This window comes from Trichocoleus sp. ST-U2 (assembly GCF_039961875.1).
Taxonomy (GTDB): domain Bacteria; phylum Cyanobacteriota; class Cyanobacteriia; order Cyanobacteriales; family FACHB-T130; genus FACHB-T130.
This window is the reverse complement of sequence record NZ_JAMPJY010000078.1, coordinates 1-14,890: the sequence shown is the minus strand read 5'-3', so window position 1 is coordinate 14,890 and position 14,890 is coordinate 1. Positions and strand designations below refer to the sequence as shown.

Sequence of the window (14,890 nt, the reverse complement as noted above, 5' to 3'; positions counted from 1 at the left end):
TTATGAACTTCGGCTCAGTCAAAGGTAAGATGAGTAAAACTTATGACCGGCAGCTAGCAATCGCCTAATTTTAGACCCCATATTACCCCAGCGACGACTTTTGCAAGAGGTCTAATGATCGCGTTTAGATTTTCACTTGCCTCTCGTTTACGGCAGGAATATCCCCAACTTTAGTGACTCTTCGCTGCATAAGGAAGGGGATCTTGTAATCCTAGCTCAGCAAAAGCAGCTAGACGCAACTGGCAGGAATCACAGACGCCACAAGCCACTTCGCTCCCGGTATAGCAAGACCAAGTTTGCTCCCAAGGAACGCCTAGCCGATTCCCCATCTGAATGATTTCCGTTTTTTTCAGGTCTATCAGGGGCGTCATGATGCTAATTGGCTGTCCCTCTCGTCCCTGTTTTGTTCCCAGTCGAAAGACTTCCTGCATTGCCTGGATATAATCGGGACGACAATCGGGATAGCCGGAATAATCTAAAGCATTAACGCCAATATAAACCCGCTGGGCATTGATGGTTTCTGCATAAGCGAGGGCAAAGCTCAAAAAGATGGTATTTCGGGCGGGGACATAGGTCACGGGGATACTTTGATCCATTTCATCAAGCGATCGCCCTTCTGGTACGTTAATGGCACTGTCCGTGAGCGCAGAACCGCCCCAGCGACGCAAATCAAACGCCACTACCTGATGTTCTCGTATACCAGCGAGGCGAGCGATCGCTGTCGCAGACTCTAACTCGCGCTGGTGCCGCTGCTGGTAATCAAATGAGATGGCATAACACTCACACCCATCAACTTTTGCCTGATACAGTACCGTCGAAGAATCTAACCCCCCAGACAATAAAACAACCGCTTTCACTTCCCAGCCCCCTCATCCCCAGTTTTTACTTGTGCCAACTTTCAGATGTTTCCCACCATCACGTCTTGATAATTGACTGCTCACTGGCTACTAAATTCCTTAGCCCTCAGTCCTCAGTCCTCAGTCCTCAGTCCTCAGTCCTCAGTCCTCAGTCCTCAGTCCTCAGTCCTCAGTCCTCAGTCCTCAGTCCTCAGTCCTCAGTCCTCAGTCCTCAGCCCTCAGTCCTCAACTCTCAGTCCTCAGTCCTTACCAAATGGACGGGAGAGAAAGTGACACATTTACCAGTTACTAATTTACAAACCTCAACAAAATGGAAGATGAGATAAATCTCACGAATTTGAGAAAGTTAGACACAGCTTTGAAATTCTTCACAAAAGAAGGCACTATGATACCATCTGGATCGTCTCAGGCGACTAAACGTTGCCAATTGATTTAATCCTAGTGGTGGAGGAGCATACAGGAGTGCAAGATAGCATGCCAGCAAGACAGCCAGACGCTCATCAGCAGCGTAACCAGCCGCAACCGATCCGCGTTGGCGTGATTGGGGTCGGTAATATGGGACAGCATCACACCCGCGTTCTGAGTCTGCTTAAAGATGTGGAACTGCTTGGTGTATCAGATATTAATGTTGAGCGGGGTTTGGATACTGCGAGTAAGTATCGCGCTCGCTTTTTTGAAAACTATCATGACTTAATCCCCTATGTAGACGCTGTCTGCATTGCCGTTCCGACAAGGCTGCATCATGAGGTTGGCATGACTTGCCTGCAAGCAGGGATTCATGTCTTGATTGAAAAGCCAATTGCCGCCAGTATTGCCGAGGCTGAATCCCTCGTCAATGCCGCAGCCGAATCGCACTCAATTCTCCAAGTAGGACATATTGAGCGGTTTAACCCGGCTTTTCAAGAACTCAGCAAAGTTCTGAAAACAGAAGAATTGCTTGCCCTAGAGGCTCATCGCATGAGTCCTTACTCGCAACGGGCTAATGATGTCTCTGTCGTCTTGGATCTGATGATCCATGATATTGACCTATTGCTAGAACTATCTGCTGCGCCGGTAGTCAAATTGACCGCCAGTGGTAGTCGTGCCTCTGATTCCGGCTATTTAGATTACGTGACTGCTACCCTAGGCTTTGCCAACGGAATTGTCGCCACCCTAACAGCCAGTAAGGTGACACACCGCAAAATTCGTCGCATTGCTGCCCATTGTAAAAATTCTCTAACTGAGGCAGATTTTCTCAACAATGAAATTCTGATTCACCGGCAAACGACTGCCAATTATATGACAGATTATGGTCAGGTGCTTTACCGACAGGATGGGTTAATTGAGAAAGTCTACACCAGTAATATTGAGCCGCTTCACGCGGAGTTAGAGCATTTTGTTAACTGCGTGCGTGGTGGGAATCAACCCTCTGTAGGCGGTGAACAGGCGCTTAAAGCTTTGCGTCTGGCGAGTTTGATCGATCAAATGGCTCTCGATGGTCAGGTTTGGCAGCAACCAGACTGGGATTGTCGGTGTCTGAGTTCTCCGGCTGTAGCTGTTTCCTTCTAAAGAATTAAAAATTAAAAATTAAAAATGGAAGGTGTGTTGTAGAAGTAGCGATAATTAGCTTGGAAACCTTTGTTTCACAAGGGTTCTACTACTAATTAACACTATGTTTTCCCACTACCAAAGTAAAAATTCCGCAATTTTTAATTTTTAATTTTGCATTTTTAATTGACTGAGCGAGCGCCCAATTTCTTCATTAACCAGCTGATTCCCTTGAGGGCTGAGATGAATATGATCTCGGTAGAGGTTCTCTGGCTGCTCTTTTGAGTTGAAAATGGGTAGAAAATCTATGTAGGCAATGTGCTGGTTTTGGGTTAAGTCGATGAGGCGCACTCGCGCTTTTAGTTCATAATCCCGGGAACCCGGTTCGCCCAATTCCCTCTTTAGGGGCGTCATTGCGAGCAAGAAGCGGGCACCTTTTTGCTCTGCGATTGTCTGGATTTCTTGAATGGCTTTTAAATTAAAGCCAACGCGATCGCCTGATTCCGCGTTCACTGCTTTCATCTCTGGTACTGGCGGTGCCTTTAACAAATAGCGGCTGAATGCCTCTACAAGCGCTAGGGGCGGTTTTTGGTCGGGGTAATTGCGATCGCGCCCTACGGGGATTGAAGTCGGCGCAGTCCCGAACAGATCGTCAGTATTAATCAGCAACACGACTACCTGAGCATCGAACGTACCAAACTGCTTTAAGTACGCTAATTCATTGCGCGGACACCAAGAGTTCGCTGAAGCGTTGAGAACTTCTATTTGCTTAAAAGTTTTACCCTCAATAGAGGATTGCAACTGTTGAGTCATCATGGCTGAAAGCGTCTCAGCCTGATCTGTCCACCAGCCACCATTCGCAATGGAATCTCCCAACAGCAGCACCCGCAGCGTAGATTCAGGGCGAGTTTCCGTGATTTTTGGGCTTCGCATTGAATACTGATTAATTTCTATCAGATTGCCAAACCTGCGAGTCCGCTGATTTGGCGCTAATAAATATCCAATCTGTTCATCGGCAATATAAATCAAGGGATTTCCAAAGCCAAATAGCAGCCGCAATCCCACCTCTACCGCCAGTACCAACCCTACAACAACTGCCAAAACAATCAGCACAATTTTCACGGATAATCCCCTATGTACATAGATCGTGACCCGATCTAGCTTAAATCTTGCAGCACTTCAGTTTTGCAGTCTTAAAAGTCGCTCCCATCTTAACCCAACCCATTTATGACCCATTCGGGTGATAGACGAATCCTCCCTCAGCCGCTAACCTAGTCATGGGTTAAGATATGTTTACAAATTGTTGTCTAGCTCCGAATCAAGGAGGATCGCAGCCTTATGTCAGACTTGAACCGTGGAATTATGAAGTTCGAGGGAGCTGATAGCCCAAAAGCGATCGCTATCTCATCTGTGTTGGTTTTGGGTGGTATTGCTTTTCTTGTTTGGTGGGCACTTCACTCAGCCTACGCTATGTAACTCGCTACTAAACCGAGGCCACTACCGATGCTGATGAAGCCATAAGTTCAATCGATAGGTTATCTCAAAGCTCCTGTAAAACTTCCTTGTTCGGGAGTCACTTTGTTATTCAACCCAAAATGTCTTTCGCGTATCTTTTGCCTCAGGCTGCATAGGACTACACCAACCTTTTGCTTGACTAAAGACAAGTGAAATGTTTTCAAACCCACGGAGATGGGTTTGGTACGTGTAGCCGCGATATGGAGTTGCTGAATGCAAGATACAAGTTTTTCTAGAGTCGCTTTTTGAGCCTGACTCTGGAATTTTTTATTGGCTATTTTTCATCAAGAAAGAATTATGGCAAGCATTCGGGATATCCTCGGTTATTACCGAAAATATCGAATCGTCGCGCTTTTAAGTATTGCGGCATCTAGTCTCTTTGAAATCATCGATCTGGTAGTTCCTTACACAATTGGGCAGATTCTCAACGTACTGTCCGGTCAACCGCTGGATCGGGGATTGCAAAATGCGATCGCTCTCATCGCTGAAGTTAGCAACTTACCGGCAAATCGATTCCTTTCCCTCTCAGTGCTAATGGGATTAATCTTGTTAGTCACCGTCGTTAGAGCGCCCATTCAGCCTTGGCTCGGCATCTGGTTTCACTGGGATACAGCCTTGCGATCGCGTCGAGACCACAGCATAAAAGTCCTCGAAAAAATCGTCACTCTACCGCTAGAATTTTACGAAGAAAACAACCCCGGACGAATCGCCGGACGAGTTGCTAGAGGACTCGCTAATCACACCTGGACTTATCCTGAAGTCGCCGGACAGTTGATTCCCAAACTCGTTCGGGTGCTGGGTATCTTTGCGATGATCTGGCTAATTGAGTGGCGAATTGCCGTAATTTTCCTAATTTCCTTCATCTTCATCCTCAGCTTCACCCTCAAAGACCTCAAGCAACTGAGCGATCGCGAACAGAAACTGGATCGATATCAGGAAAATACCGAAAGTCGTACTTCGGAAATTATTACCAACATTAAAACCGTCAAAGCCTTTGCCACCGAACAGAGAGAACTGGAGCGTCAACGACAGCGTCTAGAGCGGGAGTTCAAAGTTGTTGACTACCGCATTCATAGAGGTTACGTCATCCTAGCTACTTCCCAAAGGACGATCATCCAGTTTTGTGTTTTTTTAGTGCTTGGTTTGACCCTCAACGCCACCTTACAGGGAAAGATGTCACTAGGACACTTCGTTACTACGTTGACCATCTCCAGCATGGCCTACTCGGAGCTAGAACCTATCAGCAACCTCGCTGAGATATTTGCTCGTCGCTATGCCTCCATGCTCCGGTTCCACGAGTTCATGCACGTACCTGTAGGCGTAGATGCGGTCATTCTGTCTCAAACCAGAACGCAGACGGCAGAAGGAGGAACTCAGGATTCTCGTGGTTCTGAATTGTCCTATCAATTTACCGGCAAAGTCGAATTTTCCCATCTGAGCTTTGGCTATGACAGCGATCGCCCAGTTTTAGAAAACATTAACCTACTCATCGAACCTTATCAAACTGTAGCGCTGGTGGGGCGTTCGGGGTCGGGTAAGTCTACCTTAGTCAAGCTTCTGTTCCGGTATTTTGAACCCCATCAAGGTCAGATTTTAATGGATGGTCAAGACATTCGCACTTTGGATGTCACTGGCTATCGGCGGCGTCTGGCAATTGTTCACCAGGAAGTAGATATTTTCAACGGGACGTTGCTTGAAAACCTTACCTATGGCAACCCCAAAGCTACGGTTGAACAGGTTCAGGAAGCTTGCCGCATTGCCAGAGTAGACGAAGTCATTGAGCATCTGCCGCAAGGGTACTACACCGTTGTTGGAGAGCGGGGAATGCGCCTGTCTGGGGGACAACGACAGCGCTTGGGAATTGCTAGGGCACTCTTGGTCGATCCAGATATCCTCATCTTTGATGAAGCAACTTCTAGCCTCGACTACGAATCTGAGCGCTCAATTCAGTTAGCAATGCGTAGCATCCTTGGCACCCGCACCACCATTATCATTGCTCACAGACTTAGTACCATCCGGGAAGCAGACAAAATTGTAGTTCTCGATCAAGGTCAAATTGTAGAAGTCGGCAGCCATACTGAACTACTGCACCGCAAAGGAATTTACCGACGTTTGCACTCCCTACAAGAAACAGGTGAGCTACTCTAAAGTTAAAAGGAAAAAGGCAAAAGTGAAAAATCTTTCTTTTTCCTTTTGCTTTTTAACTTTTGCCTTTTACAGCTTCCCGTGATTGTTTTACCCGTTCAGTCATATATTCTAGTTACTTCCGATCTGGGTCCCCTTTTAGGAAGTGTTTGGCTCGATATCGCGGTGCTGGGATTGATGCTTTTGCTTTCTGCTTTTTTCTCCGGCTCGGAAACGGCGATTACAGCCCTCGACAACCTTAAACTCAGGGCGCTGATTCAAGAGCAAGGAGACCCGCGCCGGATGTTTGCGCTGGTCTTAGAAAATCGGGGTCGGTTTATCACTACCCTTCTAGTCGGTAACAATCTAGTTAATAATTTTTCAGCAATTCTGACCAGTAACTTATTTGCCCTCTGGTTAGGGAATGCAGGATTGGGAATTGCTACTGCTGTTGTTACTTTTCTAGTGCTGATTTTTGGAGAAGTTACCCCTAAATCTCTGGCAATCAACAATGTCATGCCAGTTTTTAAGTTTGCCGTTCGCCCGATTTACTTGCTATCTATCGTTCTCGGCCCGCTTATTTATTTATTTGAGCAAATTACTCAGCGGGTAATTCGCCTGTTTCAGGGGGGTGTTGTTCAAGAGGGAGAGTCTTTAAGAGATCTCCATCTGATGATTGAAATTTTGGGAGGCAAGGGGCATCTAGATTTACACAAACACCAGCTGCTCAACAAAGCCTTGATGCTAGACAGTCTCAGCACTCGCGATCTGGTTAAGCCACGGATTGACATGAGGACAATCTCTCATGAAGCCACGTTGCAGGAGTTTGTGAATCTGTGTCTGGAAACAGGATATTCCCGTATTCCCGTGCAGGAGGAGTCTAAGGATCAAATTGTCGGCGTTGTTCACCTAAAGCGAGCGCTCCAGCAGCTGAGGTTTTTGAAAAAAGAAGGGATTGATAATGGCTTGGTGACAGAGGCGATGGACCCGCCAGTATACGTGCCGGACACGAAACGAGCCGCCAATCTACTGAAGGATATGTTGCAACAACGCCTTCACATTGCCATCGTCGTCGATGAGTATGGGGGCACGGTGGGGTTGATCACGCTGGAAGACATTCTGGAGGAGCTGGTTGGCGAAATTTACGATGAAAGTGACTTTCCCAGTCGAGCGATCGCTACGAGAAATGCCACGCGCTCTGGTGGCTGATTCAGAGGACAGGGATCAATGTAGGAGTAAGCAATGTAGATTCTCGCTCTCATCGTCTGACTTGCACTGCCCGTCACTTTTTCCACAGCTATAAAATCAATTTTCAAAAAACTTTTGCATTTTCTAAACCTTGTGCTACGATTATTAATCGTGGAACAAATGGGTCGATGCCCGAGTGGTTAATGGGGGCGGACTGTAAATCCGCTGGCTATGCCTACGCTGGTTCAAATCCAGCTCGGCCCACCACGCAACAAAAGTGCTAAGTCATAAGTTTTGAGTTATTCTTTAATTAAGATAACCGACTCAAAATTTAACGTTTATAACTTATAAAACTGCCCGTGTGGCTCAGTGGTAGAGCACACCCTTGGTAAGGGTGAGGTCACGAGTTCAATCCTCGTCACGGGCTTTTTCAGCAAATAACTTAATCAAAGTTTTATTCGGATGAGCTTACTTCAGAAATCATGTTTCTGGAGATTCTACCCAATCTTTTAGATATCCAGGAAGTATCTTCTTCATGAGAGTACACGCATGGCTCTTTAACTAGAGATATTCAACTGAAAAATCATTGCTTGGCCGCTTTTAAGGAGTCTAGAGGTACTGTAGATGAAAAATTTTAGCAGCTACAGATAGGATGATTAAATCGCATATAAGCCATGAGCGGCTTGATTTGTCACTAGCTAAATACACGTCATACATTGCAGAATCCTGTGGCAGTATTGATGAATTCAGATTCCTACAAGCAAGAATGACAATTTATCACCTATTTACATAATTCTTAGGTTCCAAAAATATAAGGGGCTCCTAAAGCAATAGATGACTCGCAATTTCTCTAATCGAGCTTTGACAAAAATACTAAAAAAACTCGTGTAGAGTGTCGCTAACCCTAAAAGAGCTGGCTGATTCTAATCGATCGTGCTTTATAGCCAAAAATTAACTTGGTTGTGGCGGTATTAAGAACAGGTCACGAGCTATAAACCTTATGATGATAACTACGCTGGTGTTGTTGCCTTGCGCCCCAAGACAAACGCATCTTATCTGTGAAATACCTACTCGACAAGGGGTTCAAGCATTTAGGCTTAAGGCTGAGCAACTGATAAAATTCCTACGGGGAGAGATATCCAGCATTTTAGATGCGTTTTCCCTGCCTTATGCACCTTTATTACCCAATTTTTGAAAATAAGGATTTTTATTGAGTTAAAACGGGTGCGGAGGGACTCGAACCCCCGACAAACTGCTTAGAAGGCAGCTACTCTATCCACCTGAGTTACGCACCCACATGAAAATGGATCGCCAAACTTGGCTCTGTCGTAGATTGTATCTGTGCCGAGTGCTGCAAAGCAACCCAGAAAGCCAAAGCTTTCCAAATATATCGCTCAAGCAGCTTTAAGCTCAATGTAAACTAGAAACCAACATACCCAGACGTTTGGATACGATAGTGTATTAGTCAAGGCGATAGGCGCTACGCGGACGCACTCGCGGCGTTGTCCGATTTTATCCCAGCACAGGGCTGGATCGCGCCCTTATATAGTTTCGTGGCGATCGCTTTTTAGCCGCACCACGCCCCCGGCCAAGTCAGGAGTCATTTGCCAGTGTCATGTTTATTCTGAAACGGCAGGATGTTGAAATTTCTAGCATTCAGCACCCCAAGCGGGAGCAACAGATCCCGATTCTCACTTATCAGGGGCAAACCTTTCGCTTGATCAGTGTATTTGCAGCTAATCAAGCAGAAGAAGCCAGAGCCTTTTGGCGAGACCTTACCGATAACCGTGGCAAAGCCTGCGTTTTGCTGGAAGAGCCAGATCGGTATAGCGTCTGGGGCAAAATTCGTCTAGATCAGCTGGCTGCGGAGGCTAGTAGTGACGTCAAAATTGTCCCTCTCGCCCAAGCTTGCCTTTTGTTGATCCAGGCGGTTTACATAGACGTTGAAGACCTATTAGGAAACAGACAAGCCGGATTATTTCAAAAAGACCTTAGCGATGTCTTCCGTCAGTGGCACTTTCCCAGTGCGGATGGGCCGGAAGCTGTGAAAAACTTGCTAACAATGGACCCTTTGAGTAGCCTCCAAATTCCCCCTTGGGAGGAACATCATCTGATCACCTTGTTACAAGAACTGCATCGCTTGGGTAAGGAATATTTCGGCAATACCCACTTTGCCCAAGGAGTAAAGGATACATTACAAGATATGCAACCAGGAGAGCGGTCTCAGTTCCTGGAGTGGCTAAATCAATCTCCCCTAGGTAAGCTGTGGCGCTAATCTAAAAAATGTTTGGGAAATATGCCAAAGCTTGCATTAAGATGAGACACTTGCGCTTCTTAAAGGAGATTTGTTAGCAGATTATTAATTGAATTGCATTTGCGATTAAACCTTGCGTGCATCCTTGTTTTGAAAAACTATGAGCAGTTCTTTAGAAAAGTCATCGGAAAAAGTATCCGGTTTACAATCCCTTCTGAGCGTACAGACAGTAATCGTTGCGGGAATAATCTGGGGTGTGCTAGCGCTACTGTATTTTCTGCTGTTTAGCATTTCTGCGCCCGGAGAGGAGCGTCCGCTTTGGTACTCGATTGGAACTTACATTTTTGAAGAGGTAGCTTACCTAGGCGCAGCAGTGCTGTGTTTTAGAAACTGGCGCAGTCCCCAGATTGTTAGCGGACGTAACGTCTGGCTGGGATTTGGACTGGGGATGTTGTGCTATTTTATCGGGAACCTGTTGTTTTGCTACTGGGAACTGGTTTTACACCAAGAACCCATTGTGTCACCTGGGGATTTGTTTTTTGTCCCTGCCTATTTATTTCTTGCCTGGGGAATGATTTTAGCTGTCATCTCACGGCGACTGAATCTAGAAGTTTGGCAGTGGGCAACCGTTGCAGCGATCGCAGTTGCCGGAATTGCCTTGGCAGTCTGGTTACAGGTTGCCTCCCCGAATAATGCATCCTCCGCAACCCCACCTTTACCCGTAGGAACAACACAGGGAACAACACAGATAGCGAAGGCGACTTCACCCAAGAAAGCGATCGCTGCCACCAGAGCACCAGCCGTCAATAAAACCGCTACTGTGGTGAAAACAGCACAAGCAAAACCCTCTGCTCCTACTGGAGAAAATCAGGCTCCAGCCTGGGTTCTATCAGTAGAAAAATTTCTAGAGCCATTAGGGACCTTTTTGAACATTTTTTACGTTGTTAGCGATATCTTTCTGTTGATCGTTGCCTCGACCGTATTGCTAGCCTTTTGGGGGGGTCGTTTTTCTCAGTCTTGGCGGATGATTGCTGGGGCAGCTTTTTCATACTACGTTGCTGATATGTGGCTGAAATACGCCGATAAGTTCATTGGTGATGATTATCAAAGCGGAGGACTATTGGAAGTATTTTGGGTCTTCAGCGGCGTCCTGTTTGCCATTGGCGCTGTCCTGGAATTTGATACATCCAGTCGTTCCCGTCGTAGCGGACGCAAACGTGCTTAGGAAGTAGCATGAGTGTGAGAAAACTCTCCGAATTAGATAAGCGCGACATCCTCAACCTGTATCGACAGCCAGGAGAGACAACTTCAACCCTGGCTAGTCGTTATGATGTCAGTAATTCAACGATTAGCCGTCTTTTAAAAAGTCGTCTATCCGAGCCAGAATATGAAGCCCTAATCCAGCAAAAGCGAACCAATCGCTCTCATTCAATTTCCGAACCTGCTACTGAAGCTGACGACGAGCCAGTAGAAACATCGCTGACCGCATCGGTAGAGAGCGAAGAATCCTTTCCCCACACTCAAGAATCTTTTGCAGATAGTGATAGTGAGGAATCATTTGAGGCAAGCCCTACCGCCCCACGGAGGCGTCGTAGGCGCTCCTCAGTCTCTACAGAGGAAGAGGGGGCACAAGAGCAAGAAAACATTCCTTCCGAAATTTTCCCTGAGATCGATTCTTCTCTGCCACTTTTTCAGGTGGCTGTGGATGCCGCACCAAGTAACAACCCCGATCTACTTGATAACAATTACAGTGCAGAAGCCAGTGTCATAGAAGAGATGCTGGGGGAAGACCTGACGGACTTAGAAGACGACGAGGACGAGGACGACGAGGACGACGAGGACGATGATTTAGAAGACCTCCAAGACGAAGACGACTGGGATGATACGCCAACTCTAGAAAGTCCGATTCCAGCAGGAACCTTTAAGCGACAAAACCGTGCTAGCGTTCAAGTCTTACCGCTATCTAACGCGGTGCTTCCTAAAACCTGCTACTTAGTTGTAGACCGAGCAGCAGAATTAATCGCCAGACCCCTGCGAGAGTTCAGCGATCTTGGACAAATTCCTGCCCAAGAAGTTCAACAGAGAACACTACCAGTTTTCGATAACCATCGGGTAGCTCGTAGGTTCTCGAACCGCACCCAACGAGTGATTAAAGTTCCAGATGGCAGGATGCTTCAGAAAACTTGTTCGCAACTGCAAGCTAAGGGAATTACTCGCTTGCTGATTGATGGTCAAGTTTATTCGTTATAAGAGGCAGTGGTGAAACGCCGTCAAGTTCTCAAACAGCTGCTACAAACATCCGGCGGGCTGATTGCGGCTAGCTTGCTCCCAGGCTGCCAGTTAACAGGGTCCGTAGAGCCGCTGTTTTTGCTTGACCTGCTCAAGCCAGACTCAAAACTGCCAAAACACCTGCTCACGCCATTGAGCGAATTTTATGTGCAATCTTACGCCTTGCCGCCTAGGATTAACCTGGACAACTGGCGGTTAAAGGTGACGGGTGCTGTTGCCCAGCCGCTGACGCTGACTTTTCAAGACATCATGGCAGCGCCGCAGGAAAATTTCTATTTGACAATGGAATGCATCGGCAATCCCACTGGCGGCAACCTGATTGGAAACGCTCAGTGGACGGGTACCCCTTTGCTACCTTTTCTAGAGCAAGCTGGTGTTAAATCAGAGGCGATAGAATTTAGGCTGCACGGAGCTGATTCCTACGAAACAACATTGCCAGTTGCAGAAGTCATGAGACAAGAAGTGCGACTGGTTCACCAGATGAATGGCGAAGCTCTCAATCAGTCGCATGGCTATCCTTTACGCATCATTATTCCCGGTCACTTTGGTCAGAAGCAACCCAAATGGCTAGTCGAGATTGAAGCTGTCAGCAGCCAGAAGCGAGGTTTTTGGGAACGTCAGGGCTGGTCTAATACCGCAGAAATTCCTACTCATGCGCTGATGCGCCAAGTACAAAACACTCGCGTTTGGAACAGGCAGCATCGGGTGCATTTGGGGCGCACGGGTGAAATAGGTTGGGAAAGCGGCATTTTGATTGCTGGTGTTGCCTTGGACAAATCTAGTCCGATTACAGCCATTGAGGTAAGTACCAACGATGGTAAGATTTGGCAGAATGCCGAGCAGAATCAACCGCCATCTGCCCATGAGTGGACGCTCTGGCGTTATTTGTGGATGCCCCAGCAGCCGGGAAATTATACTTTACTTGTTCGCGCAACGTCTTTACGCCAACAGCAGCGACTGAAAGATGATAATCGGATGGATGGTAGTAGTGGCGTTCTGCGAATTCAAGTAAATTTGCAAGCCTAAACGCTAGCCCTTCAGCGATTTAAGACAATTGAGAAATCAGCAAGAAACGCGAAGTCTTGTGTCTTTGTTTAAAATAGGTTTTGCGAAACGGATGCTTGTGTAGGATGTATGGCAGTCTTCCCATACACCCAAGCGGAGTAATCTCTGTCATGGATGAATCTTCGCTAGAAAACTATGTTGATTGTTGAATGACACTTCACCTGTCTATAAAAATTAGAGGAATTTATAGATAAACTGACCACCGTATTTTTACGGAAAATAGGTTTAGTAGAAGATTGTTATTAGAAAAATTACTTAATTATTGAGTTTTAAGAAAATATAAAAAAATATTTGTTACATCATCTACTTGAACCTTATAAGGAGGGTAATCTAGAGAAGTAAAATATTGATTAAGGCGTCGGCAAATAACAGATAAAAACTGGAATGAAGAAAGATTCTGTTATAAAAACAACCGCAGAAAATGTGGCTATTTAGCCTGGTAAGATTCGTTTCAAGTCTCTTCAACAGTTTATATAAACTAGGGAGCGATCGCGCTATGGAAGTAAGCCATTTACTTAAGCTTTATGAAGACGGACAAAGAGACTTTGCCGGGATCGATCTTAACGGAAGTGACTTGAGGGGAGTGACGCTCATTGGGGTCAATCTCACGGGCGCTAACCTGAGAGGAGCTAATCTGAGTCGAGCTTTCCTAACAAAGTCAGACTTAACGGGTGCTTGCCTAAACTGGGCCGATCTAAGTTTTATCAAACTGAGCGAAGGCAAACTGGTAGAAGCAGACTTGACGAAAGCGAACCTCAGTGGAGCGTTTCTAGTGAAGTCAAAATTGCCTGGAGCCAAACTGAGCGGTGCAAATCTCAGCAGTGCTAATCTTCGAGTAGCTAACCTTTGGGGTGCTAATCTCTGTGGAGCAAATATGCAAAGGATTAATCTGCGGGAAGCAAATCTCAGTGGCGTTAACCTTAGTTGGGCTAATTTGTGCGAAGCGAGACTCACAGGCGCGAAATTGTATGGCGCTTCCTTAAATGGTGTTAACTTCAGAAGAGCTTTTTTAAAAGGATTAGACCTGGGCGGAGTCGATTTAGAGGGAGCCAACCTTAATGATGCCAGACTGAGTGGCGCTAACCTGGAAGGCGCTAACCTGAGCGCAGTAGATCTCAGCCAAGCGACACTGCGTAGGGCCAATCTGAAAGGAGCAGATCTGCGGGGAGCAAACCTGGCAAAGGCGTCTTTGGAAGGGGCAGACTTAAGCTGGACGATTCTGAGTAGAGCAAACTTGAGTGAAGCAGATTTGAGTGAGGCAAAGCTGGTAGGAACTAACTTGGAAGATGCTCAAATGAATGGCGCTGTGCTGCCATCAGAACACCAGAACTCATACTCAGAAGCAACTGTTAGTGGTAGTGTGACACCTTTTGAACAACCAGTCAGAGCAATGGTTGGGTAGTTGGGAGAACGCTAACTGATAATTTCTGATAGATTTGGGATTTTTCGTGGACTAGGTTACAGGTTATGGATCGGGATTCTGGTACAACTCGTTACGCTGTAGTGTTCGTAACGGCGTCTTCGCGACAAGAGGCAGAAGCGATCGCTCAAAATTTAGTTGCATCCCAGCTAGCGGCTTGCGTTAACTTAATGCCAGTGCATTCTGTCTATACTTGGCAAGGTAAGGTTAACTCAGAAGAGGAATGGCAGCTAATCATTAAAACAGATCTAGCGCACTTTCCCGCCCTCGAAGCCAAGATTCGAGAGTTGCACTCTTATGAAGTACCAGAAATTATTGCTTTGCCAATCTTAGCTGGCTCTCCACCCTACCTTCAGTGGATTTCAGATAATGTGAGAAATTACCTGTAGATAGCTGCTTCCAGACGTGTTGCTAAGTCAAGGATGTCTTCAATCCTGGCAATTTGCTCGATCCATTCTTCTAGAATATTTTCAATACTGTAATAAATTCCTGCTAAGCCACCAGTAACGGCAGCAGTGGTATCCGTATCGTCACTTATCGCTCTTCTGTCACTCTAGGCAGCAGAAAATAGGGAATCTTGCATTTGTAGGGGGATAGGAACTGCACCGTGAAAGTAATTCATAAGCGCAATCAAGCGTGAAAATCCCAAAG

At 46.4% G+C, this 14,890-nt stretch carries 13 protein-coding genes, 3 tRNA genes and 1 pseudogene; 13 read left to right on the top strand and 4 right to left on the bottom strand.

The window, feature by feature from the left end:
• Positions 1-170: 170 nt before the first annotated feature.
• A complete protein-coding gene (queC, locus tag NC996_RS27375) occupies positions 171-857 on the bottom strand; it encodes a 7-cyano-7-deazaguanine synthase QueC (RefSeq protein WP_190689960.1) in 687 nt (228 codons plus the stop codon).
• 72 nt (positions 858-929) lie between these two features.
• On the opposite strand from queC, the gene NC996_RS27370 reads away from it, so the two are divergent.
• Positions 930-1,130, top strand: coding sequence for a hypothetical protein (locus NC996_RS27370; protein ID WP_190689957.1), 201 nt, complete (start codon positions 930-932; stop codon positions 1,128-1,130).
• 201 nt (positions 1,131-1,331) lie between these two features.
• Positions 1,332-2,405 carry a Gfo/Idh/MocA family oxidoreductase gene (locus NC996_RS27365; protein ID WP_190689954.1) on the top strand — a complete coding sequence of 358 codons (1,074 nt, stop codon included), beginning with the start codon at positions 1,332-1,334 and terminating at the stop codon, positions 2,403-2,405.
• A 147-nt stretch (positions 2,406-2,552) separates the two neighbouring features.
• Here NC996_RS27365 and NC996_RS27360 read toward each other — a convergent pair whose 3' ends face one another.
• Entirely contained in the window at positions 2,553-3,506 is a 954-nt protein-coding gene (locus tag NC996_RS27360) for a GDSL-type esterase/lipase family protein (RefSeq protein ID WP_190430180.1), read from the bottom strand.
• A gap of 216 nt (positions 3,507-3,722) precedes the next feature.
• Here NC996_RS27360 and NC996_RS27355 point away from each other — a divergent pair, with 216 nt between their 5' ends.
• From NC996_RS27355 to NC996_RS27335, 5 genes are all read left to right on the top strand, one after another.
• Positions 3,723-3,860 carry a hypothetical protein gene (locus NC996_RS27355; RefSeq protein ID WP_190411922.1) on the top strand — a complete coding sequence of 46 codons (138 nt, stop codon included), beginning with the start codon at positions 3,723-3,725 and terminating at the stop codon, positions 3,858-3,860.
• 336 nt (positions 3,861-4,196) lie between these two features.
• A complete protein-coding gene (locus tag NC996_RS27350) occupies positions 4,197-6,047 on the top strand; it encodes an ABC transporter ATP-binding protein (RefSeq protein WP_190689950.1) in 1,851 nt (616 codons plus the stop codon).
• Positions 6,048-6,125: 78 nt separating this feature from the next.
• Positions 6,126-7,232 carry a CNNM domain-containing protein gene (locus NC996_RS27345; RefSeq protein ID WP_190433199.1) on the top strand — a complete coding sequence of 369 codons (1,107 nt, stop codon included), beginning with the start codon at positions 6,126-6,128 and terminating at the stop codon, positions 7,230-7,232.
• Between the two features lie 161 nt (positions 7,233-7,393).
• Positions 7,394-7,478: transfer RNA gene (locus tag NC996_RS27340), tRNA-Tyr, on the top strand.
• Between the two features lie 88 nt (positions 7,479-7,566).
• Positions 7,567-7,638, top strand: a tRNA-Thr gene (locus NC996_RS27335).
• A gap of 794 nt (positions 7,639-8,432) precedes the next feature.
• On the opposite strand, the gene NC996_RS27330 is transcribed toward NC996_RS27335, so the two are convergent.
• Positions 8,433-8,506, bottom strand: a tRNA-Arg gene (locus NC996_RS27330).
• A 320-nt stretch (positions 8,507-8,826) separates the two neighbouring features.
• On the opposite strand from NC996_RS27330, the gene NC996_RS27325 reads away from it, so the two are divergent.
• The 6 genes from NC996_RS27325 (at position 8,827) to cutA (ending at position 14,628) form a co-directional block, all read left to right on the top strand.
• On the top strand, positions 8,827-9,486 hold the full coding sequence (locus NC996_RS27325) for an Npun_F0813 family protein (protein ID WP_190689947.1): 660 nt from the start codon (positions 8,827-8,829) through the stop codon (positions 9,484-9,486).
• Between the two features lie 139 nt (positions 9,487-9,625).
• Entirely contained in the window at positions 9,626-10,690 is a 1,065-nt protein-coding gene (locus NC996_RS27320) for a hypothetical protein (RefSeq protein ID WP_190689945.1), read from the top strand.
• Between the two features lie 8 nt (positions 10,691-10,698).
• Positions 10,699-11,715 carry a transposase gene (locus NC996_RS27315; protein ID WP_190689942.1) on the top strand — a complete coding sequence of 339 codons (1,017 nt, stop codon included), beginning with the start codon at positions 10,699-10,701 and terminating at the stop codon, positions 11,713-11,715.
• A gap of 9 nt (positions 11,716-11,724) precedes the next feature.
• Complete coding sequence (locus NC996_RS27310; protein WP_190689939.1) at positions 11,725-12,780, top strand: molybdopterin-dependent oxidoreductase; 1,056 nt, start codon at positions 11,725-11,727, stop codon at positions 12,778-12,780.
• 535 nt (positions 12,781-13,315) lie between these two features.
• Complete coding sequence (locus NC996_RS27305; protein ID WP_190411915.1) at positions 13,316-14,221, top strand: pentapeptide repeat-containing protein; 906 nt, start codon at positions 13,316-13,318, stop codon at positions 14,219-14,221.
• Between the two features lie 65 nt (positions 14,222-14,286).
• Positions 14,287-14,628 carry a divalent-cation tolerance protein CutA gene (cutA, locus tag NC996_RS27300; RefSeq protein WP_190529453.1) on the top strand — a complete coding sequence of 114 codons (342 nt, stop codon included), beginning with the start codon at positions 14,287-14,289 and terminating at the stop codon, positions 14,626-14,628.
• Here the strand turns inward: cutA and NC996_RS27295 are convergent.
• Positions 14,619-14,768, bottom strand: a pseudogene (locus tag NC996_RS27295) (ADP-ribosylglycohydrolase family protein); the annotation flags it as partial. The gene cutA and the pseudogene NC996_RS27295 sit on opposite strands and share 10 nt — an antisense overlap.
• Positions 14,769-14,890 lie beyond the last annotated feature (122 nt).

Excerpts from the sequence above, each read along its gene's own strand:
- NC996_RS27365 (WP_190689954.1), top strand. The coding sequence starts at position 1,332 with ATGCCAGCAAGACAGCCAGACGCTCATCAGCAGCGTAACCAGCCGCAA.
- NC996_RS27355 (WP_190411922.1), top strand. The coding sequence starts at position 3,723 with ATGTCAGACTTGAACCGTGGAATTATGAAGTTCGAGGGAGCTGATAGC.
- NC996_RS27350 (WP_190689950.1), top strand. The coding sequence starts at position 4,197 with ATGGCAAGCATTCGGGATATCCTCGGTTATTACCGAAAATATCGAATC.
- NC996_RS27325 (WP_190689947.1), top strand. The coding sequence starts at position 8,827 with ATGTTTATTCTGAAACGGCAGGATGTTGAAATTTCTAGCATTCAGCAC.
- NC996_RS27320 (WP_190689945.1), top strand. The coding sequence starts at position 9,626 with ATGAGCAGTTCTTTAGAAAAGTCATCGGAAAAAGTATCCGGTTTACAA.
- NC996_RS27315 (WP_190689942.1), top strand. The coding sequence starts at position 10,699 with ATGAGTGTGAGAAAACTCTCCGAATTAGATAAGCGCGACATCCTCAAC.
- NC996_RS27305 (WP_190411915.1), top strand. The coding sequence starts at position 13,316 with ATGGAAGTAAGCCATTTACTTAAGCTTTATGAAGACGGACAAAGAGAC.
- cutA (WP_190529453.1), top strand. The coding sequence starts at position 14,287 with ATGGATCGGGATTCTGGTACAACTCGTTACGCTGTAGTGTTCGTAACG.